15 protein-coding genes are annotated in these 14,565 nt (G+C 63.5%); 10 read left to right on the plus strand and 5 right to left on the minus strand.

Annotated elements, in window-relative coordinates; all coding sequences use genetic code 11:
• Positions 1–15: 15 nt before the first annotated feature.
• Positions 16–882, minus strand: a complete 867-nt coding sequence (locus BB934_RS19045; RefSeq protein WP_269467693.1) for a sugar kinase — start codon at positions 880–882, stop codon at positions 16–18.
• 429 nt (positions 883–1,311) lie between these two features.
• Between BB934_RS19045 and BB934_RS19050 the strand changes: the two genes are divergently transcribed.
• Positions 1,312–1,773, plus strand: a complete 462-nt coding sequence (locus BB934_RS19050; protein WP_099513030.1) for an HU family DNA-binding protein — start codon at positions 1,312–1,314, stop codon at positions 1,771–1,773.
• 284 nt (positions 1,774–2,057) lie between these two features.
• Positions 2,058–2,807, plus strand: a complete 750-nt coding sequence (locus BB934_RS19055) for an extensin-like domain-containing protein (RefSeq protein ID WP_210422108.1) — start codon at positions 2,058–2,060, stop codon at positions 2,805–2,807.
• Between the two features lie 40 nt (positions 2,808–2,847).
• Here BB934_RS19055 and BB934_RS19060 read toward each other — a convergent pair whose 3' ends face one another.
• Complete coding sequence (locus tag BB934_RS19060; RefSeq protein WP_157934224.1) at positions 2,848–3,087, minus strand: hypothetical protein; 240 nt, start codon at positions 3,085–3,087, stop codon at positions 2,848–2,850.
• 291 nt (positions 3,088–3,378) lie between these two features.
• Here BB934_RS19060 and BB934_RS19065 point away from each other — a divergent pair, with 291 nt between their 5' ends.
• Entirely contained in the window at positions 3,379–4,194 is an 816-nt protein-coding gene (locus BB934_RS19065) for a DUF1194 domain-containing protein (RefSeq protein ID WP_099511042.1), read from the plus strand.
• Between the two features lie 18 nt (positions 4,195–4,212).
• Here BB934_RS19065 and BB934_RS19070 read toward each other — a convergent pair whose 3' ends face one another.
• From BB934_RS19070 to BB934_RS19080, 3 genes are all read right to left on the minus strand, one after another.
• Positions 4,213–5,472, minus strand: coding sequence for an extracellular catalytic domain type 1 short-chain-length polyhydroxyalkanoate depolymerase (locus BB934_RS19070; protein WP_237050015.1), 1,260 nt, complete (start codon positions 5,470–5,472; stop codon positions 4,213–4,215).
• Positions 5,473–5,756: 284 nt separating this feature from the next.
• A complete protein-coding gene (locus BB934_RS19075) occupies positions 5,757–7,580 on the minus strand; it encodes a DEAD/DEAH box helicase (protein WP_099511044.1) in 1,824 nt (607 codons plus the stop codon).
• A 54-nt stretch (positions 7,581–7,634) separates the two neighbouring features.
• A complete protein-coding gene (locus BB934_RS19080) occupies positions 7,635–7,943 on the minus strand; it encodes a hypothetical protein (protein WP_099511045.1) in 309 nt (102 codons plus the stop codon).
• Positions 7,944–8,102: 159 nt separating this feature from the next.
• On the opposite strand from BB934_RS19080, the gene BB934_RS47150 reads away from it, so the two are divergent.
• From BB934_RS47150 to msrQ, 7 genes are all read left to right on the plus strand, one after another.
• Complete coding sequence (locus tag BB934_RS47150) at positions 8,103–8,978, plus strand: hypothetical protein (RefSeq protein ID WP_157934225.1); 876 nt, start codon at positions 8,103–8,105, stop codon at positions 8,976–8,978.
• 79 nt (positions 8,979–9,057) lie between these two features.
• A complete protein-coding gene (locus BB934_RS19095; protein ID WP_099511047.1) occupies positions 9,058–10,305 on the plus strand; it encodes an extracellular solute-binding protein in 1,248 nt (415 codons plus the stop codon).
• 110 nt (positions 10,306–10,415) lie between these two features.
• Positions 10,416–11,300, plus strand: coding sequence for a carbohydrate ABC transporter permease (locus BB934_RS19100; protein ID WP_237050016.1), 885 nt, complete (start codon positions 10,416–10,418; stop codon positions 11,298–11,300).
• The gene (locus BB934_RS19105; protein ID WP_099511049.1) at positions 11,297–12,151 is read left to right on the plus strand and encodes a carbohydrate ABC transporter permease; all 855 of its coding nucleotides are present in this window, start codon (positions 11,297–11,299) and stop codon (positions 12,149–12,151) included. The genes BB934_RS19100 and BB934_RS19105 overlap by 4 nt, the downstream gene beginning before the upstream one ends.
• Before the next feature lie 10 nt (positions 12,152–12,161).
• On the plus strand, positions 12,162–12,830 hold the full coding sequence (locus BB934_RS19110; protein WP_099511050.1) for an N-acetylmannosamine-6-phosphate 2-epimerase: 669 nt from the start codon (positions 12,162–12,164) through the stop codon (positions 12,828–12,830).
• Positions 12,831–12,925: 95 nt separating this feature from the next.
• Positions 12,926–13,873 carry a protein-methionine-sulfoxide reductase catalytic subunit MsrP gene (msrP, locus tag BB934_RS19115; RefSeq protein ID WP_099511051.1) on the plus strand — a complete coding sequence of 316 codons (948 nt, stop codon included), beginning with the start codon at positions 12,926–12,928 and terminating at the stop codon, positions 13,871–13,873.
• Positions 13,873–14,517: a protein-methionine-sulfoxide reductase heme-binding subunit MsrQ gene (gene msrQ, locus BB934_RS19120; RefSeq protein WP_099511052.1), complete on the plus strand. Its 645-nt coding sequence runs from the start codon at positions 13,873–13,875 to the stop codon at positions 14,515–14,517. The genes msrP and msrQ overlap by 1 nt, the downstream gene beginning before the upstream one ends.
• Positions 14,518–14,565: the final 48 nt, after the last annotated feature.

The raw sequence follows: 14,565 nt of genomic DNA on the forward strand, positions 1-14,565 counted from the left end.
GTGCTGGCAAGCGCATTATGGCATAGCCTCGCGCGGAATGATCGCGCCGCGATGGCGCACGACCTGACCGGCGAGGCGATGGCCGGCCTGCGCCGCCGATCGGGGATCTTGGCCCGACAGGCGTGCATCGAGATAAGCCGCCGCGAAACTGTCGCCCGCCGCGGTCGTGTCGACAACGTCCTTGGCTGGCTTGCCCGGCACGAGAACGTCCTCGCCCTTCGTCAGGACGCGGCAGGTCAGGTCCGGATGCTTCAGGACGATTTCGGCCCGGTCCGAGAAGGCCAGGACCTCGTTCACACCATCGTCGCCGAACAGCAGGTCGAGGTCCTCGGTCGAGGCGAGAACGATGTCGGCGCAAGCGAAGGCCTGGCGGAAGGCTGCACGCGCGATGTCCCGGTCGGGCCATCCGCGCGGGCGGAAATTGGTGTCGAAGGCCACGCGCCTGCCGTTGGCGCGCGCTTCGCCAAGAACCGCGAACAGGCGCTCTCGCCCGTTGTCTCCGTAGAGCGAAAGGGAGATGCCCGAGAGGTAGATCATATCATAGGCCGGGAGCGCCGCGACGGTGTTCTCTCCTTCCGGCGCCTGGAACAGAAGGCGCGCGGCTGCCGTGTCGCGCCAATAGGAAAACCGGCGCTCGCCTTTCGCATCCGTCTGAATGATGTAGAGACCCGGCAGGCGCCCCTGCAGGCGCAGAACCCGGCCCGTGCCGACTCCCTCCGCATCCCAGGCTGCGATCAGCTCGTCGCTCCAGCTGTCGTCGCCGAGCGCGGTCACGTAGTCGACCGGCATGCCGAGACGGGAGAGGTAGATGGCCGTATTGAGCGTATCGCCGCCATAGCCTCGGGACAGCCTGCCGTCGGCCTCCTCCCGCAGCTCGATCATGCATTCTCCGATGCAGGCGACCTTTGTCATGCTTTCACCGTGGCGTGTTTCCGATCCCTAGAGGGAAAGACTTGTGACATGTTCTTCTCGATCCCATAACCGCAACCATGCGGTTTTGCGACCGTTAAAGTGACATCCGGTTGCACAGGGATGTCCAGCCCCGATGGTCGCCAAGAATCAAGCATTCCCGAAATATTCGGCCTCCGTGCATTCGGCAGATGATTCTGTCTCGCATCCAAGCCTTGTCCGTCATCCGGGACGGGGCCGAATGGCTTCCCGGCCAGCATTCAAGCCTGAATTGACGAGAAATCGACAAGTATCCCTCGACTATTGTGCGTAAAACCGACATTGCCACTTTAAATCTCGGATGAAAGCGCTAATGAGGATTTGCTGTCTTACGCATCCACCGTATACGAGAAGGAGTTCCTGATGGCCAAGACTGCAACCAAGGTTTCCAAGAAGGCTCCGGCCAAGAAGGCTCCGGCCAAGAAGGCTGCGGCGCCGAAGGCTGCAGCAAAGGCAAAGACCGCGAAGGCGCCTGCCAAGGCTGCAAAGAAGGCTTCGGCGAAAACGGCAGTGAAGAAGACTGCAAAGGCTTCTGCCGCAACGGCTTCTCCGATTCTGACCCTGCGCCATATCGCGGAACGCCTCTCGGAGCTGCACGAGGTTCCCAAGCGCCAGGCCAATGAGATAATGGGCCAGGTGATCGAGATGATCGCCAAGAGCCTGAAGAAGGGCGACAAGATTCGCCTGTCCGGCCTCGGCATCCTGCAGGTGCGCAAGCGCGCTGCACGCATGGGCCGCAACCCGCAGACCGGCGAGCCGGTGAAGATCAAGGCTTCGAAGAAGATCGCCTTCCGCGCGGCCAAGGATCTCAAGGAATCGATCTAAGCGCCTGCGGCTGAAGACGGCGTTGCGTCCTCGCGCATAGCCTTTGCCTTTTCGTGAGCAAGACGGGTCTGCCCGTCTTGCTCATTTTCTTTTCAAGCCATGGCGGAGCGTTTATCCGGTTCCGGATCTGGAGAGCCCGGAGCATCGGGTCCGAAGTGGAATCCACTGTCGGGATGCGTCCAATGCTTCGTCGTTTATGCCGGTGCAGTATTCGGGGCGACCTGCAGGGCCGCGTCAGCGAAAAACCGAGTCCACTTTTCCGCATGGTGCTCTAGAACGGTATCGTGCACGCCGATCGTCCCCAGCCACCGCGCCGTTCCAGAATCGTCCCGGTTATTCTGGGGCGGCTCGCTCTTGCTGTGCTGCTGGGATTTGCGATCGTTGCCGGCCTGATCTGGGGTGAGGTCGTCGCAGTCCCGAACCGCCTCAATCCTTTCACGCCGCTGCGCGTCGCCGACTGTGCCAATTGGCTGACGCGCCTCAAGCTCGCCCGCCTCGAGCGGGACGATCCGCAGTGCCTTGCCGTGCTGGCGGATTCGCCCATCGCGCACAGGTCGGTGCCGGATCGGCCTGCGGAGCAGGGCTGCGGCTTATCCAATGCGGTCGAGGTTTCGAGGACATCCGTCGTTCTCAGCGGACGATTTACGGCGACGTGCCCGCTCACGGTGGCCTTGGCCCTGTTCGAAACGAATGTCTTGCGACCGGCGGCCCGGCAGCATTTCGGTCAGGACGTGGTGCGGGTCACGCATCTCGGCACGTATGCGTGCCGCAACATCAATCACAGTACAGAAGGCCGGCGCAGCGAGCACGCGACGGCCAATGCCATCGACCTTGCGGGCTTCGTTCTTGCCGACGGGCAGCAAATCACGTTGAAAGACGATTGGTCCGGCAGCAACGCGCGCCGTTCCGAATTTCTACGCGCCTTGAGAGATGGCGCCTGCGATTTCTTCGATGTGGTGCTCAGCCCCGATTACAACGAGGCTCACCGCGATCATTTTCATTTCGACATGGGATCCTACCGGACGTGCCGGTAGAAGCCAGGGGCCGGTCCCGACGCGGGACCGGACGCAGCGATCAGTTGAATGCGTAGCTCGGTGCATCGCCCATCTGCGCAGCCCGTGCCGCCAGGATGAGCGCCTCTCCAAGCTCGAGCGCATGCTCGGGCGTCATCGCGACGGGCATCTGGTGGCGGATCCCCTGCTCGTATTCCTCAGGCGTCGTTGCGATTTCGATCACCATCATCGCGTCATGGCCGTCGAGCGTGCCGACGGAGAAGCTGGTGAGAGCGCCGATCAGGTCCATATCCGGTTTCATGTTGTGCCCCTTGCGTAGCGTAAGAAATCTGTACCCGAATGGCCTTCCCCTGTCTGCTCTGCGTATAGAGAGTGGATTTTGTTACGTCTTTTTTTGCCTCCGACGGCCACTCCCTCCCGTCCGGGGCAGAGAGCCCGGAATGTGCCTGAATGCCTGTCGAATCCTTCATTTCGAAGGCAGGAGCCGCCGCTTTTATCGGCAGGAACGGCGCATCGAAACCCGGATTGGAGCGTTGACAAAAGCGATCTTGGCAGCGGATCGCAGGATCACGGGCCGGGGGCGGAGGTGGTCATGGCGAACAGGCTCCTGAGTGCTCTCGCGTTCCTTCTTCTCGCCGGCGACGCCCTGGCAGGTGGCCCCACAGGCGCCGAAACGCAGCTCGATGTCGCTCTTGTCATTGCCGTCGACGTATCGTCTTCCATGGAGGGTGAGGAGCAGGGCCTGCAGCGCGAAGGCTTCATCGAAGCCTTCCGGTCGGCCCTCGTCCACGATGCCATCGAGAACGGCGCCTATGGCCGGATCGCGGTTACCTATATGGAATGGTCCGGTGTGAAGGATCAGCGGGTCCTCGTGCCGTGGACGATCATCGACAGCGCGGAAGGCGCGATTTCCTTTGCCAATCGGCTCGCCTATCAGCCGATCCGGCAAGCCGGAATGACGTCGATCTCGGGCGCGATCGATCAGGGCAGGAAGCTGTTCGAGCAGTTGGACGGCGCTCCGGCCCGCCGCGTGATCGACATTTCCGGCGACGGCCCCAACAACGATGGCCGTCACGTGACCTATGCGCGGGATGAGGCCGTTGACGATGGTGTCATCGTCAACGGCCTTCCGATCATGTTCAGGCGCACATCCGGCAGCATCGAGCTGGAAGATCTCGACCTCTATTACCGGGAATGCGTCATCGGCGGCGTCGGAGCCTTCGTCCTGCCGCTGCACGACCCCGAGCAATTCGCCATGGTCATCCGCACGAAGATCATGCGCGAGATCGCAAGCATCGGCGGTGCACGTCCTTTGATCGCTCCGGCCCAGACGACGATGCCCAGGATGAACTGCGTGACGGGCGAACGGCGCAGGCAGGAGGATCTGCTCAGCCAGGAAAGGAAATGACGCCTTGCACCGAGACGCTCACTTCATCAATCCTGCGGCTCTGAGTGCCTTGGTGATGACCGCGCCGATGTCGAGATGCGATGACGCGGATTTGCTGCGGCCGTCTTTGGCGTTCTGCGTGGACGACGCCGCCAGCTCCTGCCACTCAGGCTCCAGTATCTCGGGTTCCAGCACCTCAGGTTCTTGCACCTTGGGTTCCTGCACCTCAGGCTTCTGCGCCTCGGGTGCGGAGACGACGATCGGATAGCCTTCATACGCCTTCCTTGAAACGGGCTTTTCGTCGGCTGGCTTTTGCGCGTCGTCGACGGAGAATTCCGTCAGACCCCAGAACTGCGCGATGCGATAGCTCGACGAGATCCCGACGTCGAGCAGAAACGGTCCTGCCGCGCCATAGCTGTTCTCGTCGTTGCCGACAGCCAGCGGCGTGCCGTGCGCCATGCCGGTGATCACATATTCCTCGACGACGGTTTCGCCCGATGCATCCGTCCATGCACGGTGCGGATATCCGTCGACCGTGTCGCTGGAGGTCGGATCGGACGAGACCGCATGAACATTCGTCCATTGCTTGATGATCTCGCCCGCATTCATGGGCTTGACCGTGGCATCGGCGCTGCCGTGCCACACGGACACTTTCGGCCACGGGCCGCGATGCGGCGACGCATTGCGCACCAGATCGCCCCATTCGCGAGCCGACCGCGTTTGTCCCTGGAACATGCATTCGAAGGCTTCCGGAACGCTGGTGGCGCAGTGATAGGGCAGGCCTGCGACGATGGCACCGCCGGCGAACACCTCCGGATAGGTCGCCAGCATGGTCGATGTCATCGCTCCGCCGGCGGAAAGGCCGGTGACGAAGATGCGGCTGCTGTCGACGCCATGCCGTCGAACGGCATGCTCGACCATCTGACGGATCGAATGCGTCTCGCCGTGGTCGCGTTCGATGTCGCCGGGCTGAAACCAATTGAAGCAGCGCTTGGGATTGTTGGCCTCCTGCTGCTCGGCATAGAGCAGGACGAAACCGTAGCGATCGGCCAGCGCGGACCAGCCCGAGCCGTGATCGTAGCCGGCGGCCGTCTGCGTGCAGCCATGGAGAACCACCACGAGGGCCGGGGAGGAGGAGACGCTGTCCGGCACATAGGTCAGCATGCGCAGATTGCCCGGATTGGAGCCGAAGCCGGCGGTCTCCGTGAGTCGGCTTGGAACGTCCGGCATGAGCAATGGGGATGTGGCGGCACCGGACGCTTCCATCACGGTTTCCCACTGGCGCCGGTAACGTCCCATTTGCTGAATCATTTTGCCTAAGCGCTGCATGGTCGACTGGTCCTCTCGGGTAAGGGTTCTTTCGAAGAACGTCTTACATGGGGTCTATGTTGCAATGCACAATATTTTTGTTGCGGCGCAATGATGCAAAGATCGCCTCCGCTCTCCGGTCCTTGCGGGAGCTTGGCCGTTCCCAATCGGGTCGACGCGGTAAGAGCTGTCTTCAAGAGTTGGTAAATGCGGAACCGGCCCTGTCAGTTCATGACGTAAAAAAGGCCGGGAGATGTCCCGGCCTTTCGCTCGCATCACGGATGTTTGTTCGGAGCTCGCTTCTTGTCCTTCGGCCCCTTGCGGTCCTTGAACGGCTTGCCGTCCCTCTCGCCCTTCTGTGCCGGGGGATGAGCATCGCGCTTGGGGCCGCCTTTGCCCTTCGGCCCGCTCCACGGCTTGGCATCGCGCGGTTTGCCAGGGCCGGCTTCCGCCGGCTCGATGCGGATGTCCTCGTCGTTGGTCTTGCGCGCGGCGGAGGCGAATTTCGAAGCGTGGGATTTGACGATCTCGAACTTCGTCTCGCGGTCGAAGATCTTGATCGATCCGATCTCCTTCTTCGTCACGTGGCCGAGGCGGCAGATGATCGGCAGGAGCCAGCGGGGATCGGCATTGTTGCGCCGGCCGACGCTCATGCGGAACCACACCATGTCTTCCGAGGAACGCTCGAACCCGCCCTCGGATGAATCCCGGCCCCTGTCCTTGAAGCCTCGGGTGCGATCGTCCTGCCGCTCGCGCTTGTCCTTGCGCTGACGCGGCTCGCGGTCCAAGCCGGTGTCCATGATCTCCTCGGGAGCGGGCAGCCGCGACCGGTTGAAGCGCACGAGGGCATTGGCGATCTCCTCCGCAGAGCGTTCGGCCAGAAGCGCCCGTGCCATGGCGAGATCCTCCTCCGTCGTCTCCTCGGTGAAGATCGGGTCCTGCATCAGGCGATCGCGATCGCGCAGACGGATTTCGTCGGCGGAGGGAGGGCCTGCCCAGGTCACGTCGACGCCGGCCATGTCCACGAGCCTCTCGGCCTTGCGGCGGCGGGTATAGGGCACGAGCATCACGCAGACGCCTTTTCGCCCGGCGCGGCCCGTGCGGCCGCTGCGGTGCAGGAGCGTCTCGTGATCGTTCGGCAGGTCGAAATGGATGACGAGGCCGAGATCGGGCAGGTCGATGCCGCGGGCGGCGACATCGGTGGCCACGCAGACCCGGGCGCGGCCGTCGCGCAGCGATTGTAGGGCATTGCTGCGCTCGTTCTGGGTCAGCTCGCCCGAGAGCGCCACCACCGAGAAGCCGCGCTCCATCAGGCTGGCATGCAGGTGCCGTACCGCCTCACGGGTGTGGCAGAACACCATGGCGCCGCGGCTCTCGTAGAAGCGCAGCACGTTAACGACCCCATGCTCGACTTCGTGGGGGGCGATCCTGAGCGCACGGTACTCGATGTCGCCATGCGGCTCGTTCTCGACCAGCGTGTCGATGCGGTGTGCGTCGCGCTGATAGCGCCGCGCCAGGGCGACGATGTTCTTCGGCAGGGTCGCGGAGAACAGGAGGGTGCGGCGATCCTCCGGCGTGGCGTCGAGAATGAATTCCAGGTCCTCGCGGAAACCGAGATCGAGCATCTCGTCGGCCTCGTCGAGCACGACGACGCGCATCTTCGAGGTGTCGAGGCGCCCGCGCTCCAGATGGTCGCGCAGGCGGCCCGGCGTCCCGACCACGATGTGGCAGCCATCGGCCAGCGCCCGCTGCTCCCGGCGCACATCCATGCCGCCGACGCAGGAGACGACCCGGGCACCCGCCGGGCCATAGAGCCAGATCAGCTCCCGGTTGACCTGGAGGGCAAGTTCGCGGGTCGGGGCGATGATGAGCGCCAGGGGCTCGCGGGGGGCATCGAAGCGTTCGGCGTCGCCGAGCAGGGTGGAGGCCATGGCGAGGCCGTAGGCCACCGTCTTGCCTGAGCCGGTCTGTGCGGAGACGAGGAGATCGTGGTCAAGCGCCTCCGGCTGGAGAACCGCCGCCTGGACGGGGGTCGGGTCGTTGTAGCCGCGATCGGCGAGGGCACGTTCGAGGCTGGGATTGGACTTCGGAAATGGCATGAGAGTATGGCTGAACCGTATCTGGGGAGCCCCCATGGGCTCCGGGAATGATCATCAGCCTGAGGCAGCGGCGTCGTCTATCTCGTCGATGGACACCAGGAACACGACATCGATGTCGAGGTCGTCGTCATCGTCTTCGTCGACCTCGTCCTCTTCGTCCAGGGCTTCATAGAAGGCATCGATCTCGTCTTCCGATGCGGGCCGTGTCGCCAAGGTAGCTGAACCGTCCCAAAGGGAGCGGCTCTCGCTCTTAAACGACTTCAGGTCATCTTTAAAGCTCTCGCTGAGAAAGAGTTCGCGGGCCTGTTCTTCATCTGCATTCGTCACGGCAACGGCCTTGCCGTCTATTTCTAGGGTGACCATGGCCTTCCCTTCACCACTACAAGTTCGTCAGAGCACTAACGCTCAGGTCTGAAATTGGATCAAATCGAGCCGGAGCAAGCCCTTCAGGCTCTCCAAGGGTGTGAAAAGCCGTTAAGACCAGTATGGACATGAGGCGACCAATATGAGACCAGTTAGCCTGTGAACGAGACTGGTCCCATTCCTCTCCTCCGGTCCCTCGACCGGCTCTCCCTGGCAGGTTCCCGTGTCAACGAGGACGGGACCGGCCTGCGCGGCCGTTTTGCCTGGATCGTCGACGGAGCCACAGGCCTCTCGGATGAGCCGCTCACCCCGGCGGGTAGCGACGCCTCGTGGCTGGCGCACGCGATCGGCGAAAGGCTGGCCGAGCTGTCCGGCGGGACAGGCGCAGGCGCGCTCCTGAACCGCCTCGAGGAAGAACTGAGGACAGCTTTCGAGGCGGCGACCGCCCATGTGACCGAGATCGTCGATCACCATGCCCCATCCGCCTGCCTCGGCCTGATCGAGGCCGGACCCGGCGAAAACGGGGGAATAGGCGTTCGGGGCCGCTTCCTCGGCGACGTGGTCGCCCTCGTGCCGTCGGAGAGCGGGGTCGTCCGGTGGAGCGACGAGCGGGCGAAGCCCTTCGAGAAAAGGACCCTGGCAGCCCTTGGCGCCCGGGAGCACGAGCCGGGCACCATGCCCGAGGCCGTGCGGCGCCAGATCCGCGAGAACCGCACCAGGCTCAACCGGCCGGACGGCTATTGGGTGGTGAACCCGCGCCGGCCTTGGGCCGGCCATGAGCTGACGTTCGAGGCGAGCGTGGATCCGGGGGCCGCCATCGTGCTTGCGACGGACGGCTTCATGCGGCTCGTCGACGTGTTCGGCGCCTATTCGGACGTCGCGCTCCATGCTGCGCTCGCTGCGGGCAGGGGAGCGGAACTCATGCAGGAATTGCGGGAAAGGGAGCGAAGCGATCTTATGGCAGGCGCTTATCCTCGTGTTAAAACCCACGACGACGCGACGTTTCTCGTGATCGCAGCCGGGCCACAGGCCTGAAGAGATTCCGCCAAGCCCCGCACGAAAGGCGGGACTTGGCGGTGGGAGGACAAGGATTTCAACAATGAGGGAACTGACAATGAAACTGACCCGACGCATTCTAATGGGCGCTGCCGCCGGCAGCTTCCTGCTCTCCGGCACTGCCGCCATGGCGCAGACCGAGCTGACCTTCTGGAGCTGGCGCCAGGAGGACAAGGCCTTCTACCAGGACGTCATCAAGAAGTTCCAGGCCAAGGAGCCGGGCATCACGGTGAAGTTCGAGACCTATGCGCCCGAGAACTACCAGACGATCCTCTCCACGGCGCTCGCCGCCGGCCGCGGCCCGGACGTGATCCAGGTCCGCGCCTACGGCAACCTGGAGACCATCGCGACCCCGGGCTACCTGCTCGCCCTCGACAAGCAGAACGTGCCGGAGCTGGCGAACTTCCCGGAAGCAGCGCTTGCGGCCGAGACCCTGCGCTCGGACAGCAAGGTCTATGCCGTTCCCTTCGCCATGCAGGCGCAGCTCGTCGTCTACAACAAGAAGATCTTCAAGGATAACGGCGTCAACCCGCCGAAGACCTGGGACGAGATGATGGCGCTGACCCAGGCGCTGAAGGCCAAGAACATCACGCCCTTCGCCAACGGCACGGCGACCGCGTGGCAGAACGAGACCATCGTCGGCGGCCTGCTCTCGTCCATGCTCGGCAAGGAATTCGAGACGGACATCGTCTCCGGCAAGGCGAACTTCACCGATCCGCGCTTCGTCGGCGCTCTCGCCAAGCTGAAGGACATCGGCCAGTATTTCTCGCCGAACTTCACCGGCGTGGATTATCCGTCCTCGCAGCAGCTCTTCGTAGCCGGCCGCGCGGCGATGTTCGCGGGCGGTTCCTATGAGGTGGCGAACTTCAAGAACCAGAACCCGACCCTCGACCTCGGCGTGTTCCCGGCTCCCGTCCTGAAGGCCGGCGACCAGGCGCTGATCGCCACCTATTACGACGGCGGCTATGCGGTGAACGCGAAGACGGAGAAGAAGGATGCGGCGCTCAAGTTCGTGCGCTTCCTGGCGACGCCCGAATACGGCACCTCCTTCACCAACACGCTCAAGAACCTGTCGCCGATCAAGGACATCAAGATCGAGGACGCGATCACGCAGGACGTGGCGAAGCTCGCCGAGAACTCCATGTCCTACCTGATGCTCGTGCGCTTCCGCTACCAGGAGCCGAGCGGTTCTGTGCTGCTGCAGTCGAACGTGCAGAAGATGCTCGCCGGCCAGCAGACCCCCGAGCAGGCCGCAGCCGAGATCAACAAGGGCATCGCGACCTACTACAAGCCGTTCCAGAAGTAAGACTTTGACAAGGAGGCGGCGGATTCTCGCGTCCGCCGCCTTTTCCGAAAGCTGCTGAATCCATGCAAGCCTCGCGCCAACAGCCCCGCACGCTGAAGCATCAATTATGGGTGGCGTTTCTCGTCGTCCCGCCCATCGCCTTCATGTCGCTGTTCGTGGTCTATCCGATCCTCTCGGCCTTCGCCTATGCCTTCTACGATTGGCAGGGCCTGGCGCGCGGCGAGTTCGTCGGCCTGAAGAATTTCAAGGAAGTGCTGTTCGGCGTCACCATGGCGCCAGTGGTCTGGAACGCCTTCCTGCACAACGTCTATGCCCTCGTGGCGCTGATGATCATCCAGAACGGCGGCGGGTTTCTTTTCGCTTGGCTGCTCTACAAGGAGCCCTTCGGCTTCCGCTTCCATCGGGTGGCGGTGTTCGTGCCCGTCGTGCTGTCGACGATCATCGTGGGCTTCCTCTGGAAGCTCTTCCTCAATCCGAATTTCGGCATCGTCAATCAGGCGCTCTATTCGCTCGGCCTCGATTCCCTGGCCAAGCCCTGGCTCGGCGATTCCTCGACCGCGCTCGGCGCGCTCATCCTTGCCAATGCCTGGCACTTCGTCGGCTTTCCGACCCTCGTCTATCTCGCCGGCATGCAGCGCATTCCGCCTGAGATCATCGAGGCGGCGCGGCTCGACGGCACCAACGAATGGCAACTCCTGAAGAACGTGGTCTGGCCGCTGGTGGCGCCGAGCACCACCATCCTCTTCACGCTGCTTTTCATCGGTGCGTTCAACTGGTTCGAGATTCCTTACGTGATGGTCGGCCTCGACGGCTCGCCCTTCGGTACTACCGACGTGCTCGGCCTCGTCTTCTACCGCACCGCCTTCGGCAACCAGAGCGCCAGCATCCAGAACTTCGGCATGGGCTCGGCGCTGGCCACGCTGCTCTTCCTCTTCATCGTCGTCTTCGCGTCCATGCTGACCCTGTGGCTGCGCCGTCGGGAGATCCAGTTTTGACCGCCATCGCCTCCGATACGCCTGCCACGCGCCAGCCGATATCCTTCGCGCTCCTCGCCCAGGTCATCCTGATCGCGAATTCCTTCATCATGCTCTATCCGGTCTTGGTGATGGTGCTCTCCGCCTTCAAGACCACGGGCGAGATCTTCGAGCATCCCTTCGCGCTGCCCGATTTCACGCAGGTCGGGAACTTCGCCAAGGTGCTCGGCGAAACCGCGATGCCGACCTATTTCATGAACTCGATCCTGGTGACGGGCACCTCGGTCGTGCTGATCCTCGTGCTCGGCACCATGGCGGGCTACGCGGTGGCGCGCTACGAGTCGCGCACCAACACCTTCATTCTGCTGTTCTTCCTCGCCGGACTGATGCTGCCCCTGAAGCTCGCGGTCATCCCGCTCTTCATCCTGCTGCGCGATCTCGGCCTTCTCGACAGCCGCTGGAGCCTCATCGTCACCTATACGGCGATCGGCCTGCCGTCGGCCGTTTTCATCATGGCGGGCTTCCTGCGCACGCTGCCGGCGGAGCTCGAGGATGCGGCGCGCATCGACGGGGCCTCTGAGCCGCGGATCATGTGGTCGGTCATGCTGCCGCTGGCGCGCCCGCCGATGGCGATCGCCGCGATCCAGAACGCGGTGCCGATCTGGAACGACTTCTTCTTCCCGCTCGTCTTCATCCAGACCGATGCGCGAAAGACCCTGCCACAGGGCCTGACCACCTTCATGGGCGAATACACCACCGATTGGGGCATGCTGTTCGCCGGCCTCACCATCGCGGCAGCTCCCATCACGCTGCTCTACATTGCCCTGTCGCGCCAGTTCATCCAGGGCATGACCGCCGGCGCTGTGAAATGAGGATCGTCGGATGCTGATCCCTAAGGGCGCCCTCGTCATCTCCTGCCAGGCTCGGGCGGACAATCCGCTGCACGGCCCGGTCTACATGTCCGCCATGGCGCAGGCCGCTGAGGCCGGTGGCGCCAGGGGCATCCGCGCCAACGGCGAGGCCGATGTGGCGGCGATCCGGGCGGTGACAAAGCTCCCGATCATCGGGATCGCGAAGGTGTGGGACGATCGCTTCCCGGTCTACATCACGCCCGGCTTCGAGCAGGCCGCGCAGGTCGCCAGGGCGGGCGCCGACATCGTCGGCATCGATGCCACGCCGCGTCCACGCAACGGCGAGCCGGTGGATCGCCTGATCGGCCGCATCAAGGCCGAGCTCGGCCGGGAAGTCTTTGCCGACATCGCCACGTTGGAGGAGGGGCGGGCGGCCCAGGCCGCCGGTGCGACCTATGTCGCGACGACGCTTGCCGGCTACACGGAGGAGACGGCGTCCCACAAGACGGGCGGTCCCGATTTGGAACTCCTCTCAGCGCTTGTGGCCGAGGTTCCGGTGCCCATCGTTGCGGAAGGTCGCTTCGACACACCGGAACGGGTGGCGGAGGCTTTCCGCCGCGGTGCCCATGCGGTTGTCGTGGGTACCGCAGTAACGAATCCACGTGAGATCACGAAGAAGTTTGTTCAGGCCATATCCTGAGCCGCCGCCTAGGTAAGCTTGTAACGGAAACGTGAGAGCACCTCTGGCGTTCTCAGGTGTACCCATTCACAATGGGTTCCAAACGAGGTGATGCCGTGCTGATCCGCCGCCCTGCCGATATTCTGCCTTCGGAGATTACGCCCCGGGAGGTGTATCTCAACCGCCGCCAATGGATGGCGGGCGCCGCCGGCTTGGCGCTGGCAGCGGCTGCGCTGCCGGAGGGCGTGGGCGCCGCGACCCTGAATGCGGCCAAGAGCCCGTTCTCCACGGACGAGAAGAAGACGAGCCGGGAAGACGTCACCAGCTACAACAATTACTACGAATTCGGCACCGGCAAGGACGATCCGGCCGCAAAGGCCAAGTCCCTCAAGACCTCCCCGTGGACGGTGAAGGTCGACGGGATGGTCGGGAAGCCGGGCGAGTTCGCGGTCGAGGATCTCATCAAATCCTCGGCTCTCGAAGAGCGCGTCTATCGCATGCGCTGCGTCGAGGGCTGGTCGATGGTCATCCCCTGGGTCGGGTTCCCCCTGGCGGATCTCGTCAAGCGCGTCGAGCCCCTGGGCAGCGCGAAGTATGTCGCTTTCGAGACGGCCTATCGTCCCGATGAAATGCCGGGCGTGGATTCCTTCTTCCCGGTGCTCGAATGGCCCTATGTGGAGGGCTTGCGCTTGGATGAGGCCATGAACCCGCTGACCATCCTGGCGGTCGGTCTCTATGGCGAGACCCTGCCGAACCAGAACGGCGCGCCGATCCGGCTGGTGGTGCCGTGGAAATACGGCTTCAAGGGCATCAAGTCGATCACCCGCATCAGCTTCGTCGACAAGCAGCCGGAAACCTCCTGGAACAAGCAGGCGTCGAACGAATACGGCTTCTATGCCAACGTGAACCCGAGCGTCGACCATCCGCGCTGGAGCCAGGCGACGGAGCGGCGCATCGGAGAGGGCGGATTGTTCGTGAAGCGGCGCCCGACCCTGATGTTCAACGGCTATGCCGAACAGGTGGCGAGCCTCTATACGGGCATGGACCTGCGGAAGCTCTACTGATGGCGGGACGAGCCTCCGTTCAAGAAGCCAAGAAAGGCTTTGTGCTGCCTCAGGTGCCGAAGATCGCCGTCTATATCGTCGGCTTCATCCCGGCTGTCCTGCTGTTCTATGCCGGCATCGCCGACCGGCTCGGCGCCGATCCCATGCGCTATCTGGAACAGGCCCTCGGGCTCTGGGCCCTGCGCTTCCTCATCGCGACGCTGACGGTCACGCCGCTGCGGCAGCTCTTAAACATCAATCTGCTGCGCTATCGCCGGGCGCTCGGCCTGCTCGCCTTCTACTACGCGGCCCTGCATCTCACCACCTATCTCGTTCTCGACCAGGGCCTCGACATCGCGGCCATCGTCGCCGACATCGTCAAGCGGCCCTACATCACCATCGGAATGGCGACCTTCGTCATCCTCGTGCCCCTGGCCGTGACCTCCAACAACGCCGCGATCCGGCGCATGGGTGGGCAGGCCTGGGCGAAGCTGCATCGTCTCGTCTATGTGGCCGCCATCGGCGCGGTGCTGCATTTCATCCTCGTCGTGAAATCCTGGCCGCCCGAGCCCCTGGTCTATGCGGCCATCGTCGCGGTGCTGCTCGGCTACAGGCTGGTCCGCAGGACGACGAAACGGGCGTCGCCGAGACAGCGCCCCGCTTGAAGAGCCCAACAGCTTCGTTAGGATGCCTGCGCGAGGCAGGTTCACCTC

The sequence above is a fragment of the Microvirga ossetica genome (genome assembly GCF_002741015.1).
Taxonomy (GTDB): Bacteria; Pseudomonadota; Alphaproteobacteria; order Rhizobiales; family Beijerinckiaceae; genus Microvirga; species Microvirga ossetica.